The organism is Bacillus cereus group sp. BfR-BA-01355 (genome assembly GCF_022663675.1).
GTDB classification, from domain to species: domain Bacteria; phylum Bacillota; class Bacilli; order Bacillales; family Bacillaceae_G; genus Bacillus_A; species Bacillus_A thuringiensis_S.
In genome coordinates this window covers 1-15,680 of the sequence record NZ_JAKUFY010000123.1, presented here as the reverse complement: position 1 = coordinate 15,680, position 15,680 = coordinate 1, and the positions used below count along the sequence as shown (strand labels likewise).

The following is a 15,680-nucleotide window of genomic DNA, read 5'->3' as shown; positions in this document are numbered from 1 at the left end:
AATAAAACGCCTCTACACGTCTTTGTTTTTCTTGCTCCGTCTTTCCTTTTGCAAATAGCAAACCAACTTTAAACTTTGTTAATTTCGTTTCTAAATATGCATTTGCCAATTCTCTCATTTCAAATGGCATTAAATACGCGTTATCTAATATAGCTTGTAAACCTTTTATAAATTCGTTTCTCACATGAGATTCTTTACTAGCCTCGCGATGTTTAATTTCCGTTAGCTCTTCTTTCTTTTCAACTATTTCTGAAATCGAAAGCGGTGATGCTAACTCTTCCTCATATGTCAAAAGAGCTTTTTCATTTTCAGAAAGAATAAACGAGAAATGTTCCCCCATTAAATATTCTGTTTCTCGCTCCATTCCATCTCTTACATACTGCTCTTTTTCTTTCATAATAGATGTAATTAATGTTTCTAAGCTTCCAATTTCATTATGTGGATGGTTCATCATTCTTAATGACGTATAATAAACTCCATCTACTTCAATATCCCAGTTAGAGAACGATTGTTTTACACTATCTTTATAATCCTCAAACGATAATTCATTTTCTTTATGTTTATCTATTTGATTTACAACGAGATAAACCGTTTTATTACGTTGTTTCAATTCTTTAACAAATTGTAAATTCACTTCCGATTGGACGTGATTATAATCCATCATATAAAAAATTACGTCTGCTAGATGCAGCGTTGATTCTGTCGCTAATTGATGGGCATCATCTGTTGAATCAATCCCTGGTGTATCAACTAACATAACACCCTCAGGAATTGGCGCATCATTCCGATAAATATGAACACCAATTACCTCATCACCGTCTTTACAAATTTGTTTTAATTCTTCCGCTGAATATGCACCATCATATTCGTACTGTTCTCCAGATTTAATCGTTACAACAACACGATCAAATCCCTTTTCAATTTTAACGACGTTAGCGCTTGTCGGAATTGGACTTGTTGGTAACAACTGTGCTTTATATAGATGATTCATCATCGTTGATTTCCCTGCAGAGAAGTGACCGCAGAACGCTATCATAAGCTGTTCTTGTTTATATTTTTGAATCACCTCAAACAACTTTAAACTATTCTCTGCATCGCCGTGTTTTTGCCACTCTTCATAAAAACAAACAAGTTTTCTCATACCGTTTGTCTGTACTATGTTTGTCATCCCCTTGTTCCCCTTTATCCAAGATGTATATACTTTTCCCTGCTATTTGCGAGCTCATAACCAGTGAGAGTTACACCTACCCATTGATTACAGTTTCACTTTACTATCATACTAAATTTTCAGCATATTCTCATTAAAAATAAAAAATCCCTTTCATTCTTTTTACAAATGAAAGGGATTTTATGTCATATCACTCATTTTGCTGTTCCTACTCCATTTAAAACATACTTTGTAATAACTGCATATACAACGACTGTACCTGCTACTAATGCATATACCATACTTACGCACCAACCTTTTTTGATAATGATTATCACTTTTGAATACAGTTTATCATTAAAGAGAATCATTATCAACACTTTTCATAAAGAAAGCCCCTTATAGGAAGGAGCTTTACTGCCTGTTTTGAAGAAGGTTAAAACTTGTTGTGCACTCTTATTATATCTCATAATACGCATCTTAACAGTTTTAAAAATTGGAAATTACCTATATACCCTCTTCTTTACATTTTGTATAATAAAAGGGAATTACTTAACAAGGAGGAAAATAATGACACAAAACATTTCACAAGGCGAGAGGATACATTCCATCGATATTATTAGAGGAATAGCTGTATTAGGTATTTTTCTTGTTAACTGGCCAATTATTGCCGGGGTTGACTCACGTGATATTACAGGAATTTACGAAGGGATAGACAGCTATATTCGCCTATTTTACGATATGTTTATTCAAACGAAATTTTATACAATTTTTTCGTTTTTATTCGGATTAGGTTTTTATATTTTTATGAATCGTGCTGAGGCGAAGACCGATCGTCCAAAAACTTTGTTTGTTCGCCGCTTACTTATCTTATTATTATTTGGGTTCTTACATTACGTTCTTTTATGGGACGGTGACATTTTACATACTTATGCAATTACCGGGTTTTTCTTATTTTTATTTTACAAAAGAAAGACACGTACTATTTTAATATGGTCAATTGTACTATTAAGTTTCATGCAATTGTTCACATTATTAGGTTCTCTTGTCATGTTATTAGTGCCGGTAGATGAACTAGGCCTTTCCATAGCCATTATGCCGTTAGAAAACTGGGGCTTACAAATTACAGACAGATTCTATTCTTTCTATTCTGAAGCAATAAGTAACAGTCTTATTATGCTTCCTGAAACACTAGGATTGTTTTTACTCGGATTATATGCCGGTAAAAAAGACATTTTCCGCCGTGCTAAGGAATTAGATCCAAAACTTAAAAAATGGCAAATCATTATGTTCATTTTAACATTACCGATGTGGTTTATTATGGTTTACTTCTTTATGAACAATCAACCATACACACCATTTTCACTTATGGGTATTACGATGATAAGCGGAAAGACATTGTTCATCTTCTACATTGTCACGTTAATGCGTTTATTACAAAAAGAAAAATGGCAAACAGTATTACGTCCATTCCAATACGTTGGACGAATGGCGTTAACGAATTACATCTCACATACAATTGTTACATTACTTGTATTTGGGCTACTATTCAAAAATGATTATCTTGCTCCATTATGGGTTGGACCACTATTCTGCGTCGGTTTCTACACGTTACAAATCTTTATTAGCCGCTGGTGGCTTTCACATTACCAATACGGGCCACTTGAGTACATTTGGCGTCTTGGTACTTACGGGAAAATGATGCCACTTAAAAAGAAAAGCAAGGTCTCATAACGAGACCTTGCTTTTTTACGCTTCTCTTACTGCACTTTGCATAGACACCGGCTCTTCTTTTACTTTCACTTTGCGCTGCGGCACCATATTAAATACGATATTTAACAATACTGCTGATGCACTTCCAAGTACAATTCCGTTATCTGTTAAAATACGAATGCTTTCTGGAAGTTGTGAGAATAATGTAGGAACGACTGTTACGCCAAGCCCAATTCCAACAGAACATGCAACGATTAATAAGTTTTCTTGTCTTCCAAAGTCAACGCTACTTAACATTTTAATACCATATGCCATAACCATACCAAACATTGCGAGCATAGCACCGCCAAGTACTGACTTCGGAATAATTGTTGTGATAGCTGCAATTTTCGGAATAAACCCAAGAGCGATTAACATACCACCGCAAGTATAAATAATAACGCGATTTCTTACTCCAGTTAATTGAACAAGTCCTACGTTTTGAGAGTATGTTGTATATGGGAACGCGTTAAAAATACCACCTAACACCATCGCTAATCCTTCTGCACGATACCCTTTTGTTAATTCTTTTTCACCGATTTTTTTATTGCAAATATCAGATAATGCAAAGTATACACCTGTTGCTTCTACAATCCCTACACAAGCAACGAGAATCATTGTAATAATTGGTGTTAATTCAAATGTTGGTGTACCGAAGTAAAATGGCTGAATACCATGGAACCAATCCGCCTCTCCAACTGCTTGCAAGCTTACTTTCCCCATAAATGCTGCAACGATAGTACCGAACAACAAACCTAATAGAATAGAAATTGAACGGATAAACCCATCAAAGAAACGATACATAATGATGATAAATAATAACACTCCAAATGCTAACGCTAAGTTTTCAAGACTTCCGAAATCTTTGCTTCCTACTCCACCAGCCATATCATTAATAGCGGCTGGAACAAGTGTAACTCCAATTACTGTAACGACAGACCCTGTTACAACTGGTGGAAACAGTTTTACAAGCTTTCCAAATAATTTCGCAAAAATAACAACGAATAACCCGGCAGCAATAATTGCCCCATAGATAGAAGACACACCGTATTGTTTTCCAATTGCAATCATCGGCCCAACCGCTGTAAATGTACAACCAAGTACAACTGGGAGTCCAATACCGAAAAAGCGATTTGATAATGCTTGTAAAATTGTCGCAACGCCGCACATTAATAAATCAATTGAGACTAAGTATGTTAACTCTTTTTGATTTAAACCAAGTCCGCCGCCTACAATAAGCGGTACGATAATTGCGCCAGCATACATAGCAAGCATATGCTGCATACCAAGCGATGCAATTTTAAATGGATGCTGCTTCATTGCTTATTTCACCTCCGCAGTTTCATGCTGTACAAATGCAACTGTGCCGTTATCAAGTGATGCAATTTCTGCTAGTGATTCAACACGAACGCCTTGTTCACGAAGCTTCTTTCCTCCATCTTGAAATGCTTTTTCAATAACAATTCCAATTCCTGCAATACTCGCTCCAGCTTGCTCTACTAAACTCATTAAACCTAAAGCAGCCTGACCGTTTGCTAAAAAGTCATCGATGATTAATACACGATCATTTTCATCGATATGATTGCGAGATAATGAAATTTCATTCGTTTCTTGTTTCGTAAATGAGTATACGTTTGCAACGTACATATTATCTTGTAACGTTAACGATTTACGTTTTCTTGCAAAGATTACTTTTACACCAAGCTCTAATGCAGCCATAACTGCTGGTGCGATGCCTGAAGATTCAATCGTTACGATTTTTGTAATGTTCTCTTCTTTAAAACGTTTAGCAAATTCTTTTCCAATCTCTTGCATAAGTACTGGGTCAATTTGATGATTTAAAAATGCATCTACCTTTAATACGTCACCAGATAAAACCTTTCCTTCGTTCAAAATCTTTTCTTGTAATACTTTCATGTTTGTTCCCCCTCTTATGCAATAAAAAACTCCAAAAGCCGCCACCACTCGTTACAAGTGAGAGACGCGCTTTTGGAGTTTCGCAAAAAAGAATGCTAAACAAGCAATATATTCGTCCTCACTCATAGTCAAAGTATTTACGGTACTTCGGTAGAAACTTGCAGGCCATATCCCCGCGATTATATGAGTGTAGCTAACTATTTATTTTATAGATGGATTATAACGCACTTTTTATACTTTGAAAAGTATTTATTAACAAAACACGTACAAATTTTATAAAAACATCATTTTCGTTCGAGTTTTGTAAACTCTTACATATTATTTCAAAGCGTCGTTAAAACAATTGGCCCATCTTTTGTAATTGCAATTGTATGCTCATATTGCGCTGATAATTTCCCGTCCATCGTTCTTGCAGCCCATCCATTTAAATCTACTTTCGAATATCGCATACCTACATTTACAATTGGCTCAATTGTAATTACCATTCCTTCTTGCAACTCAGGCCCTTGTCCTTGTTTCCCAAAATGAAAAATTGCTGGTTCTTCATGGATCTCTTTACCTATTCCATGTCCCGTAAAGTCTCTTGCGACAGAAAAACCTTCATTTGCTACGTAACTCTCAATTGCATACCCAATGTCTCCTACATGATTACCGATTACCGCCTGATCAATCCCTTTATACAATGCATTCTCAGCTACTACCATTAACCTTTCCGCTTCCTCAGAAACATTTCCAACTCTATACGTCCAAGCAGAATCTGAAAGACCACCATTTAAGTTTACTACCATGTCAATTGTTACAATATCTCCTTCATTTAAAGGAACATCGGCCGGAAACCCATGACACATTTCATCGTTTACAGATGCACATATCGCATATGGATACCCATTGTAACCTTTCTGTTCAGATGTGGCACCATGCTGTTTTAAATACATTTCAACAAACGTATCAATCTCTTGTGTCTTTATACCTGGCTTTATCATTTTCGCAATTTCTTTATGACATGAAGCAAGTAATTTTCCAGATTCATGCATCAAATCTATTTCATTTTTCGTTTTAATTGTAATCATACTACCTCTACCTTTCCTTGCTAAACCTACTATTTACTACTAAAATTCTATCATACACATCTTCTTCCACAATTTCCAATTACAAAAGCAAATATCCTTTATCTCTATTTTCCGAATATAAATTTTTAGTTAATTCGATTTTTAAGATGTTATATCTAGTATTTTTTATTGATATTTACTTATAAACAAAGTATAGTGTTACCATACTATTAAAAGGAGGATTATTAAAGATGATGCACGCAGGAAGACTACGTCAGCAAACTTTGAACAATAAGTAACTTAATATGTTCAAAGGCTCTGTTTTCATAAAGCAGAGTAAACGGGATTAGTCTGCACATTTTTAATAATCTTCAACGGAAGAGTACACTTTCCACATGAAGAAAGGCAGATATACGTCTGTCTTTTTTTCGTATATTTTTTCATACAAAGAGAGGCGTTTATTCATTATATCCTCGTTTACTCTTAACCACAGACAGAAGCTCGTCTGTGGTTTTTTTATGATTACATTTTCTTATATCTCGCTACTTTAATCATATTGATGTAGTTAGAAACAATTAGTAACAGAAAACATTAAAATTAGAATAAACATTTGGAGGAAATGGGAATGAATACACTTAAAGTTAAACAATTAGCAAATAAGGAAGGACTAAATATATTAGAAGATTCAATAGTAATTAATGAATCTGGCGTTGACTTTCAAGTAGCACACGTTAAAGAACAAAACGGAGATAAATGGATACTAAGAATTCCTCGTAGACCAGAATCTATGAGACATGCCCAACGAGAAAAAAAAGCATTAGAACTTATGAAAAAACATGTAGAATTCCAAGTTCCTGATTGGTCTATATTCTCTGAGGAACTAATCGCTTATAAACAACTAAGTGGCGTTCCTGCCGCTACTATCGATATAGAACGACAAGAATATATATGGAACTTTAATGAAAAGAATGCACCAACTGAATACAATATTTCATTAGGAAAAGTTCTAGCGAATTTACACTCATTACCTCAGCAAAAATTTAATAATATAGGTATTGAAATTCTTACTGCTAATGAATTAAGAACTTCTATGAAACAAAGGATGAATCGAGTGAAGGAACAATACCACATCAATCAAAACTTATGGGATCGTTGGCAAGCATGGCTAGCTGAAGACTCTTTTTGGCCATCTCATGTAGGAGTAAAGCACGGGGATATACATCCAGGTCATATCCTGATTGATAAGAAAAATAATGTAACTGGCTTAATCGATTGGACAGAAGTAGGGATAGCTGATGTATCTATCGATTTCGCTTCCCATTATCTGCTCTTTGGGAAAGATGGACTAACAAAGTTAATTAATTCTTATGACAATTCTGGCGGTAAAACTTGGTCAAGAATGGATGAACATATTATCGAACTTCTAACAACAAGTAGTATCACTGTTGCTGAATACGCCCAAGTATCAGGTTTGAAAGACATGCATGAAATAGCTGTACACATGCTATCAACTGAAAGTTAATGAAGTTGCAAAAAACAGAAGAACCCTCTTCTGTTTTTTGTTATTTTCCACATATATAATTCATTTTCAAAAACTCAAAACAACTACCGTTTGTTTTTTGTATAAACGTCCCAACTGCTTCAAACCCTGCCCTTTTATATACTTTAATAGCTCTCTCATTAAATTTCACTACTGATAGTGTTATATGATTGCACCCATATTTTTCTTCACTAAAAGCTAGTCCCGCATTCACGAACTGTAAACCAAATCCATTGCCAGTTATATCAGGTCTCATTCCAAGTCCTATATCAACCGTTCCATTATTCATTTTACAAACAGTAAAAAAACCAATGAGAGTGCCATTTTCCTTTACAGAAAATGTATGATTCCCTCTACTCTCATCATGTAAAAACTCATCTAAATCTTCTTCATCTGCCGCTATATCATAAAAAGAATATTTCCCTTCATAGTGCCAGTTATATGCAATCTCTTCCGCTTCTTCTTGCGTCATTACTGTATATGTATAAAGCATTCTTTTATCCCCCTTAAAAAAAGAGCTGCAATTAAGCAGCTCTTTTTTATAACTCATAAATTTCTTTATACTTCGCTTCTAAATAATCTGCTAAGTAGTTTGCATTTAATCCTTCGCCTGTCACATCTTCTAAAATTTCAAGTGGCTTTTTCGTTTTACCGTATTGGTGAATATTTTCTGTTAACCATTCACGAATTGGTGTTACGTTTCCTTCTTCTAATAATGCGTCAAAGTTCGGAATGTCTTTTAACATTCTTTGCTTAAACTGTGCTGCATACATGTAACCAAGCGCATAAGATGGGAAGTATCCAAATGAACCACCAGCCCAGTGAACATCTTGCAATACACCTTGTGCATTATTTTCCGGACGAATGCCTAAATATGCTTCCATCTTATCATTCCAAGCTGCTGGTAAGTCCTTCACTTGTAATGTACCATCAAATAATTCTTTCTCAAGCTCATAACGAACCATAACATGAAGCGGGTATGTAAGCTCATCTGCTTCTATACGAATGAATGACGGTTTCGATTCGTTAATTGCATCATAAAACTCATCGACTGACATATCATCAAATTGACCATTGCTATACTCTTTTAATAAATCATAATTCTTCTTCCAGAATGATTTATTACGGCCGATAAAGTTCTCAAAGAATAATGATTGTGATTCGTGAATACCCATAGATGTACCACTACAAAGTGGTGTACCTTCAAATTGTTCTGCAATATTTTGTTCATATACTGCATGACCACATTCATGAATTGTTCCAAAAACAGCCATACGAAAATCTTTTTCATCATAGCGTGTCGTAATACGAACATCCCCTCTATTTAATGTAATTTCGAAAGGATGTACTGTTTCATCAAGACGACCTGCTTCAAAGTCATAATTCAATTGCTTCAATAATTCTAATGTAAAGTTCTTTTGTTTTTCTTTTGAAAATCGTTCCGATAAAGCACTTGTTTTTAATCCTTTTTTAGACTCAGAGATTTCTTTTACAAGCGGTACGATGCGCTCACGAAGTTGACCAAATACGTGATCTAAAACTTCCACTGTAATACCTGGCTCATACATATCTAATAATGTATTGTATTTATATGTTTCATAACCCCAATATGTAATAAATTTCTTTTTAAATTCCACAATTTTTTCTAAGTACGGGCGGAACATTTCGAAATCAGATTTTTCGCGAGCTTCTTCCCACACACTCTCCGCTTTCGCTTCTAATTTCACATAAGCCTCATATTCAACTTGTGGAATTTTTTTATTTCTATCATATTCTTTCCGGCACTCTTCAACCATTTTCTTCGTCGTTTCAGAAAGTTTATCTTCGCGTATTAAAGCTTCAAGCTCTGTTAAATAGTTTCCCATCTCATCTGAAGTCGACATAGCAAACACTTCTGACGAAAGCATACCAATTACTTCAGAACGCTGATCCACACCTTTTTTTGGTGCACCTGTTCTTAAATCCCAAAACATTAAACTTAATGCTTCTCCATAATTCTGTATCTTCTTCACGTATGTTAAAAATTGTTTTTCTACTTCATATGTAGCAACTGTCATCGTATAAAAGCCTCCTTTTTCTACCTCAAACTTAATTCGACACGGAAACATAAATTCCTTTTATAATAGAAAAAAGCTTGGCAAGCGCCAAGCTTTTTCCTTATAATTCTTTACCTTCTACTGGCAGTACATTTTTCACAGCTGCAACTACTTTCTCATCTTCTGAATCAGATAAGAAGATTGATATAGCACCTTTATCGTCGCTCGTACGAATTAAACGTCCAATCCCTTGACGAAGTCGTAAAATCATATACGGTACATCTACATCCCAGAATGGATCATTTACGTGCTTACGTTTCGCTTCAAACACAGGATCGTTTGGAGGGAATGGTAATGACCAAATGATCACATGTGATAATGATGAACCTGGAATATCTAAACCTTCCCATAAATGAACGGCACAAAGTACAGTCTCTTCTTCATTTTGGAAACGAGAAACGAGCTGACTAATTTCCTGATCTCCTTCATATAGGAACGGAACTGACATTTGTTCTTTACTTACATATTCTTTAAACGCTGCAAGTTCTTGTGTTGTACGGAATAATACAAGCGTACGTCCATTTGTTTTTTGTATATTTTCAAGTGTATATTGACACTTTCTTTCCCATTCATTTTCTTTCGTATGCGATAGTAAGTTTACCGCCATTTGCTCCTCATAATCAAACGGTGAGGCAACTGAGAATGATAAGTAATCTTTTACCCCTAGACTATTTGCTGTAAATGCGAATGAATCGTTGTTCGATAATGTCGCAGAAGAGAAAATATACGGGATTTTCTTCGAGAATACTTTCTCTTGTAACACCTCTTCAACTGCACGCGGCATAATAACTAACGTGAAGGCACCATCACCTTCTTCACCCCATGTAATTACATTTTTCTCGTGCATAAACAGACGAAGTGAATGTTCTAACACATCTAAATGCTCATCAACGATATTTAAGTCATACGTGTTTACTGTATGCATTTCACTTTCAAATACTAATGCATCACCGACTTCACCAATTTTTGCATAAAGTCGCTTCGCTTCAGCTGTTACTTTTTCTGTCACAGTAATTTCTAAACGATCAGAACCGGCAATTTCCTTTTTATTCTCTTGTAACACATCAAAGAATCGCTCTGTTTGCCAAATTGTTTCTTCTACTAAATGTGCAAACTCCTCGCGAATATCGTTTTGCAACAATCTCGTTAAAAGTTGCTCCATCATCGTTTGCTTTAAACGGTATGTTAAAGCTTTTTGAGCTGCATATTCTACAAGATGTCCTTCATCGAATACAACGCAGCTACTTTCTGGTAATAATGGAATTTGCCCTTCACGCTTACGAGCATCGTACGTCCAAATATGATCCATATAGAAATCTTGAGAACAAATAATTAAATCTGCTGCTTTACGATAATGTTCACGAGAAAGAGTTTGTCCACAGCGATGACGAGAATCACAAGTAAAGCAATCTTGGAAGTAATCCCAATTTACTTTTGACCATTCTTCGTCATTTAAAAGTGGAAATTCTTTTCTGTCACCATAGTGAGTAAAGTTTTGCATCGTACCATGATCAAATACAAACTGTGGTAACTCATAATATACGTCTTCAATTACTTCTGGAGCTCGTCCACTCATAACATCTTCAAGTTTACGTAAGCATAAATAATTATCCATTGATTTTGCAAGCCTTACATCAACAGAGAGCCCTAATGCTTCAGATAACTTAGCAATGTCCCCTTCTTCTTTCACAAGCTGCTCAATTAACGTTTCATCTGCACAAGCAATAATAGCTGGTTTCCCAGTATAACGCGCGTAACAAATTGCATATAGAAGATATACAATTGTTTTCCCTGTTCCTACACCCGCTTCTGCGAACATAACTTTCTTTTCTTGGAAAGCGCGTTCTAACTGAAACGCCATAAAAATTTGTTCATCACGCTCTTCAAAGCCTTTTTCCGGAAGGATGTCGTAAAATACATCTCCAATCCACTCATTCAACTTATCATAAAAATTATCTTGTTTTCCTACTTCAAATGGTAATCTCTTCTCAGTAAACATCCTTAGCCTCCAACCAAAAAGTTTTTCTATAAAAAGATAATAGCAACTGCTACGCATATGTATGCATTTGCTTTCCCCTGTTGCCATACATAGAAATTCACGAAAAAAAATTTTCCTTTCGAAAAAGGAAAATTTTCTTCTATATTAATGACTTTAAATACCGTTTATCAATCGCTGTTTCATGTGAAAGAGCTGACAAATATTCTTCTTGTGCTTTTTGTATTTCATCTACAATCGCACCTTGACTATCCACTTCTTTTCCGAGCTCATCATACGTACGGTGAATAGCTTTTTGAATCATTGATAATTGGAAACTATCCATATCACTTCCTCCTTTACGCATTACATAATAGCCAGTATATGCGCGCTGGAGGAGTTTTATACTATGAATTACGCGGTGGACGTTTTCCGAAGTATTGGTAGTAATCTGTACGGATAAATCCGTTAAACAGTTTACGCTTCTTCGACGCATCTTTTCCGTAACACTTCTCAAATGCTTCGTAGCTTGTTAATACATACGCTGACCATGTATCTAACGGACGGAATACTTGTCCCATTTCTTTATACAGTTGTTCAACGAGTGCTTTTTCACTTAAACGTTCTCCGTATGGAGGATTCGTTACAACGTAGCCATAATCCTCTTTTGTTGTGAAATCTTTTACCTGCATTTGTTTAAATGTAATTAAATCACCTAAACCTACTTCTTCTGCGTTATCTTGAGCAACTCGAATCATACGATGATCAATATCTGATCCTATGATTTGTAATCGTTGATCATAGTTCGCTAAATCTTCAGCTTCTTGACGCGCTTCACGCCAGTTTTGTTTACCTACCCAGCCCCACTCATCTGATGCGAAACCACGGTTAAATCCTGGCGCAATGTTTTGCCCAATTAATGCCGCTTCAATCGGAATTGTACCTGATCCACAGAATGGATCAACAAATGGACGATCTGGCTTCCAGTTTGTTAATTTAATTAAAGACGCAGCTAATGTTTCTTTTAACGGAGCTTCCCCTTGATCCATACGGTATCCACGTTTATGAAGTCCAACACCACTCGCATCAATTGTTAATGTTGCAATATCCTTGAGCATTGCAATCTCGATACGGAATAACGGACCATCTTCTTCAAACCAAGTTGTACGTTTATATGTTGTTTTTAATTTTTCAACGACAGCCTTTTTAACAATACGTTGGCAATCCGAAACACTGAATAATTCAGATTTTAAAGATTTACCGATAACAGGGAACTCGCCATTCTCTGGAATATAATCTCCCCAGTTTAATGCTTTCGTTTTTTCAAATAGCTCATCAAATGTTGTTGCTTTAAATTCGCCAACTTTAATTTTTACACGATCCGCAGTACGTAACCATAAATTCGTGCGACAAATCGCCTTTTCATCTGCTTCAAATGTTACTTTGCTGTTTTCTACTTGACATTCATAACCAAGATCGCGAACTTCTCGGGCAACTAACGCTTCAATACCCATTGCCGCTGTTGCAATTAAAGTAACTTTTCCCATTTGCATTCACCTCTTATGTATATTCAAACAATAATTAATAGCAATTGTTCCTATTAATCATTACATTTTACGAAAAATTTTCTCATTAACCATTTTAACTCATACTTTATAACTTCATACAAATAAAAAGCCCTCCTCTAACAAAGGAGAGCTGAGTTATTTCATAGTTGGTTCATAACGTTCTGTAAGCCATGTTCTGTTCCTTTGTACTACAAACGGCCCACGCCTCGTACTCCGGTGGCAATCATCTATCTACAGGTTATAAAACCTGTCCTTTCCCGTCGTTCATTTCCTTGGAAAAGATTCCCCTACCATTATTTGGGTTTCTCGCTCGTGGGGTTTACCTCGTTCCACTCCTATCATTTCTTCAAGGACTTCGTCACTGTGGCACTTTAAAGGTAGTCAAACCATATCCGAAAGGACTTAGGTTTTTTCCCTGCCGTTAAACCAGCCTTACAGCCAGAATACCCTAGCTTATGAATTGGCTAGGCACGAACACTACAGCCATCTCAGGCCGTGCGAGCATGGACTTTCCTCTACAACGTTGGCGTTGCAGCGATTACCCAAACGTTATGACATCCATTAGTATAGTGGAAACAAAAAGATTTTGCAACGTTTTTTTCTATGTAAAATGCTTAAACCTTTTCCCACCTTACATCATTCGTATAACTTACTTCCAAATACAGCTTTTTCTAAGTTAGATAAGCGTTTTAAAATATCCGTATTCGTGTTGTTATAAACCGGTTGTGCAACTGGTGTTTGTACAGGTTGTTGTGGAACTTGCGTTACTGCTAGTTTTTGTTCCTCTAATTCACGCTTTAAACGAGCATTTTGTTGCTTTAATTGCTCAAACTCTTTGTGGAAAGCTTCATAGTCTTTAATGATCATATCAAGAAACTTATCTACTTCTTCTTGCTGATAACCTCTCATACCTGTTTTAAATTCTTTTTCTAAAATATCTTTCGCTGTTAATTTAATTTTATCCGAAATCATTTTCTTCACCTCAAATTTTTACCAAAACTTTCATTAACTAAATTTTTTCAGAAACAATGCTTTTTGTCAATCATATATACGAGTACTATATTACATATTACTCTGCATTATTCCACTGTTCCTCTTCTATTATATCTTGTAACTCAGAAAAAAGAATGAAATAACTGTGATAATTTTCTATTTCCCCTTTTTTCTTTGCTGTTTCTACAATATATTTGGGACTTCCTGGTTTTTCTTCATCGTATACCGCTAAAAGTGCATCACTTTTTTCAATAAAAAATTGATTTTTTAATTTAAATTGCTCTGGGCTTTCATACTTCCGTTTCGTGATACTATCAACATGGTCTGCTTGAGAAAGAATAAATTCGTAATATTCACGATTATCTTCTTTCCAATTTTCTTCTTGTTCTAAAAACGGAGTGAATACCGCTAATTTTAAATCTGGATATTCTACTTGAATTTCAAAAACAACTTCAGCAGCCCATAATTCTACACCTAACTGGCCGCTTATTATAACCCATTCTAAACCATCTTCTACAAAAGTGGTTAATTTACGGTGTAATGCCTTTTTTATACACCCCACCCCTGGATGATCATTTTTAAATATTCCAAGTTCAAATGGCTTATATCCTGTTACTGCAATAACTTTCATATCAACACTCCAATTACAAAAAAAGAACTAGCATTTCGCTAGTTCTAACATATCATTTACTTTTTAAATATTCCACCAACGTTTGGTCCGATATTTGGACCTACTGGTGATACATTGTTTGGTAAAAACGGTGATACATTTGGTCCTGGTCCAAACGGTGATACATTCGGTCCTGGCCCAAATGGAGATATTTGATGACCGTGGTGATGATGACCATGGCCACACGGTCCACATCCACCGCCGAATCCTGGGTCGATTGGGTCCACAACATTTACATTTGAATTTGTTTGTGGGAAGAAGTTTTGGTTTTTAATTTGTTGATGATGTACATGTGTTGTATGTGTTGGGAAAATGTGTGGCACCACCGTTGTTGAAAAAGAGTGTGTTACGCATTGTTTCGTCGGATGAACGACAGGAGCAGTTGTACAAATAGGTCCTACAGGCTTATGCCCTCCAAAACAAGGATGACAATGATGCATAGTTTTTTCTCTCCTCTCTCGTTAAAAAAATCTGATTACACTTTACAGTATGAGAAAAGAGAGAAAGCCGTTTGTTATATATACCCATTTATTACAAGGAAATTTGTCTAGTCCTTTATTTCATATACCATACTTTCATAGACAACTCTTCAACATTACTTACCAAAAAAGCCTCCAACTTGCTTTACAATACCTGTCACCTGATTCATCGCATTCATCATTTGTCCAGCTGTATTCATCATTTTATTTACATCATAGTTACCATCGGATGTTTTAAATTGAGAAACAAAACTAGAAAACTGACTTGGCTGTTGTTGCTTTTGTTTACTCTGCGTCGGGTACGGCTGTTTTGGTGGATAAAACATCGCTTGTTGATTAGCATAGGGCGATGGTGGTGGCATATAATATTGCGAATTCATATAAGGCTGCTGCTGTTGTTGATTCATGTATGGTTGCTGAGCTTGTGATTGTTGAGCTTGATTCACATAAGGTTGCTGCTGTTGTGATTGTTGAGCCTGATTCACATGAGGTTG

16 protein-coding genes, 1 other RNA gene and 1 riboswitch are annotated in these 15,680 nt (G+C 35.7%); of the genes, 2 read left to right on the top strand and 15 right to left on the bottom strand.

Features of this window, described 5'->3' with window-relative positions; translation table 11 throughout:
- Both MR167_RS26900 and MR167_RS26895 read right to left on the bottom strand, forming a co-directional pair.
- Window positions 1–1,168: dynamin family protein (locus MR167_RS26900; RefSeq protein WP_242315929.1), on the bottom strand; the 1,168-nt coding region annotated here is incomplete at its 3' end.
- Window positions 1,169–1,362: 194 nt separating this feature from the next.
- Window positions 1,363–1,518 (bottom strand): hypothetical protein, encoded by a 156-nt coding sequence (locus tag MR167_RS26895; RefSeq protein WP_000600126.1) that lies wholly within the window; start codon window positions 1,516–1,518, stop codon window positions 1,363–1,365.
- A 199-nt stretch (window positions 1,519–1,717) separates the two neighbouring features.
- On the opposite strand from MR167_RS26895, the gene MR167_RS26890 reads away from it, so the two are divergent.
- Window positions 1,718–2,881, top strand: a complete 1,164-nt coding sequence (locus MR167_RS26890; protein WP_000193087.1) for a DUF418 domain-containing protein — start codon at window positions 1,718–1,720, stop codon at window positions 2,879–2,881.
- Between the two features lie 15 nt (window positions 2,882–2,896).
- Here MR167_RS26890 and pbuX read toward each other — a convergent pair whose 3' ends face one another.
- The 3 genes from pbuX to MR167_RS26875 all read right to left on the bottom strand — a co-directional run bounded on the left by pbuX (window position 2,897) and on the right by MR167_RS26875 (window position 5,886).
- The gene (gene pbuX, locus MR167_RS26885; RefSeq protein WP_000809215.1) at window positions 2,897–4,219 is read right to left on the bottom strand and encodes a xanthine permease PbuX; all 1,323 of its coding nucleotides are present in this window, start codon (window positions 4,217–4,219) and stop codon (window positions 2,897–2,899) included.
- A gap of 3 nt (window positions 4,220–4,222) precedes the next feature.
- Window positions 4,223–4,816 carry a xanthine phosphoribosyltransferase gene (locus MR167_RS26880; protein WP_000866481.1) on the bottom strand — a complete coding sequence of 198 codons (594 nt, stop codon included), beginning with the start codon at window positions 4,814–4,816 and terminating at the stop codon, window positions 4,223–4,225.
- Window positions 4,817–4,921: 105 nt separating this feature from the next.
- Window positions 4,922–5,023, bottom strand: a riboswitch (purine riboswitch).
- Between the two features lie 116 nt (window positions 5,024–5,139).
- The gene (locus MR167_RS26875) at window positions 5,140–5,886 is read right to left on the bottom strand and encodes a type I methionyl aminopeptidase (RefSeq protein WP_000628412.1); all 747 of its coding nucleotides are present in this window, start codon (window positions 5,884–5,886) and stop codon (window positions 5,140–5,142) included.
- A 604-nt stretch (window positions 5,887–6,490) separates the two neighbouring features.
- Between MR167_RS26875 and mphL the strand changes: the two genes are divergently transcribed.
- Entirely contained in the window at window positions 6,491–7,387 is an 897-nt protein-coding gene (mphL, locus tag MR167_RS26870; RefSeq protein WP_242315928.1) for a macrolide 2'-phosphotransferase MphL, read from the top strand.
- 40 nt (window positions 7,388–7,427) lie between these two features.
- On the opposite strand, the gene MR167_RS26865 is transcribed toward mphL, so the two are convergent.
- The 10 genes from MR167_RS26865 to MR167_RS26820 form a co-directional block, all read right to left on the bottom strand.
- Window positions 7,428–7,898, bottom strand: coding sequence for a GNAT family N-acetyltransferase (locus MR167_RS26865; RefSeq protein ID WP_106081420.1), 471 nt, complete (start codon window positions 7,896–7,898; stop codon window positions 7,428–7,430).
- A 46-nt stretch (window positions 7,899–7,944) separates the two neighbouring features.
- A complete protein-coding gene (gene ypwA / locus MR167_RS26860; RefSeq protein ID WP_000215085.1) occupies window positions 7,945–9,462 on the bottom strand; it encodes a carboxypeptidase in 1,518 nt (505 codons plus the stop codon).
- A gap of 100 nt (window positions 9,463–9,562) precedes the next feature.
- Complete coding sequence (locus MR167_RS26855; RefSeq protein WP_000493696.1) at window positions 9,563–11,500, bottom strand: ATP-dependent DNA helicase; 1,938 nt, start codon at window positions 11,498–11,500, stop codon at window positions 9,563–9,565.
- A gap of 139 nt (window positions 11,501–11,639) precedes the next feature.
- Window positions 11,640–11,822 (bottom strand): DUF3921 domain-containing protein, encoded by a 183-nt coding sequence (locus tag MR167_RS26850; protein ID WP_000376895.1) that lies wholly within the window; start codon window positions 11,820–11,822, stop codon window positions 11,640–11,642.
- A gap of 61 nt (window positions 11,823–11,883) precedes the next feature.
- Window positions 11,884–13,023, bottom strand: a complete 1,140-nt coding sequence (locus tag MR167_RS26845; RefSeq protein ID WP_000521224.1) for a THUMP domain-containing class I SAM-dependent RNA methyltransferase — start codon at window positions 13,021–13,023, stop codon at window positions 11,884–11,886.
- A gap of 180 nt (window positions 13,024–13,203) precedes the next feature.
- An RNA gene (rnpB, locus tag MR167_RS26840) (RNase P RNA component class B) lies at window positions 13,204–13,594 on the bottom strand.
- Between the two features lie 86 nt (window positions 13,595–13,680).
- A complete protein-coding gene (gene gpsB, locus MR167_RS26835; RefSeq protein WP_000622431.1) occupies window positions 13,681–14,016 on the bottom strand; it encodes a cell division regulator GpsB in 336 nt (111 codons plus the stop codon).
- Between the two features lie 97 nt (window positions 14,017–14,113).
- Window positions 14,114–14,668, bottom strand: a complete 555-nt coding sequence (locus tag MR167_RS26830) for an SLOG family protein (protein ID WP_000862927.1) — start codon at window positions 14,666–14,668, stop codon at window positions 14,114–14,116.
- A gap of 56 nt (window positions 14,669–14,724) precedes the next feature.
- Window positions 14,725–15,147 (bottom strand): CotD family spore coat protein, encoded by a 423-nt coding sequence (locus tag MR167_RS26825; RefSeq protein WP_000546292.1) that lies wholly within the window; start codon window positions 15,145–15,147, stop codon window positions 14,725–14,727.
- Window positions 15,148–15,302: 155 nt separating this feature from the next.
- Window positions 15,303–15,680 (bottom strand): YppG family protein (locus MR167_RS26820; RefSeq protein WP_242315927.1); only part of this gene is annotated, 378 nt, incomplete at its 5' end.

Coding starts and splice junctions, on each gene's coding strand:
- MR167_RS26895 (WP_000600126.1), bottom strand. CDS start 1,518: ATGATTCTCTTTAATGATAAACTGTATTCAAAAGTGATAATCATTATC.
- MR167_RS26890 (WP_000193087.1), top strand. CDS start 1,718: ATGACACAAAACATTTCACAAGGCGAGAGGATACATTCCATCGATATT.
- pbuX (WP_000809215.1), bottom strand. CDS start 4,219: ATGAAGCAGCATCCATTTAAAATTGCATCGCTTGGTATGCAGCATATG.
- MR167_RS26880 (WP_000866481.1), bottom strand. CDS start 4,816: ATGAAAGTATTACAAGAAAAGATTTTGAACGAAGGAAAGGTTTTATCT.
- MR167_RS26875 (WP_000628412.1), bottom strand. CDS start 5,886: ATGATTACAATTAAAACGAAAAATGAAATAGATTTGATGCATGAATCT.
- mphL (WP_242315928.1), top strand. CDS start 6,491: ATGAATACACTTAAAGTTAAACAATTAGCAAATAAGGAAGGACTAAAT.
- MR167_RS26865 (WP_106081420.1), bottom strand. CDS start 7,898: ATGCTTTATACATATACAGTAATGACGCAAGAAGAAGCGGAAGAGATT.
- ypwA (WP_000215085.1), bottom strand. CDS start 9,462: ATGACAGTTGCTACATATGAAGTAGAAAAACAATTTTTAACATACGTG.
- MR167_RS26855 (WP_000493696.1), bottom strand. CDS start 11,500: ATGTTTACTGAGAAGAGATTACCATTTGAAGTAGGAAAACAAGATAAT.
- MR167_RS26850 (WP_000376895.1), bottom strand. CDS start 11,822: ATGGATAGTTTCCAATTATCAATGATTCAAAAAGCTATTCACCGTACG.
- MR167_RS26845 (WP_000521224.1), bottom strand. CDS start 13,023: ATGGGAAAAGTTACTTTAATTGCAACAGCGGCAATGGGTATTGAAGCG.
- gpsB (WP_000622431.1), bottom strand. CDS start 14,016: ATGATTTCGGATAAAATTAAATTAACAGCGAAAGATATTTTAGAAAAA.
- MR167_RS26830 (WP_000862927.1), bottom strand. CDS start 14,668: ATGAAAGTTATTGCAGTAACAGGATATAAGCCATTTGAACTTGGAATA.
- MR167_RS26825 (WP_000546292.1), bottom strand. CDS start 15,147: ATGCATCATTGTCATCCTTGTTTTGGAGGGCATAAGCCTGTAGGACCT.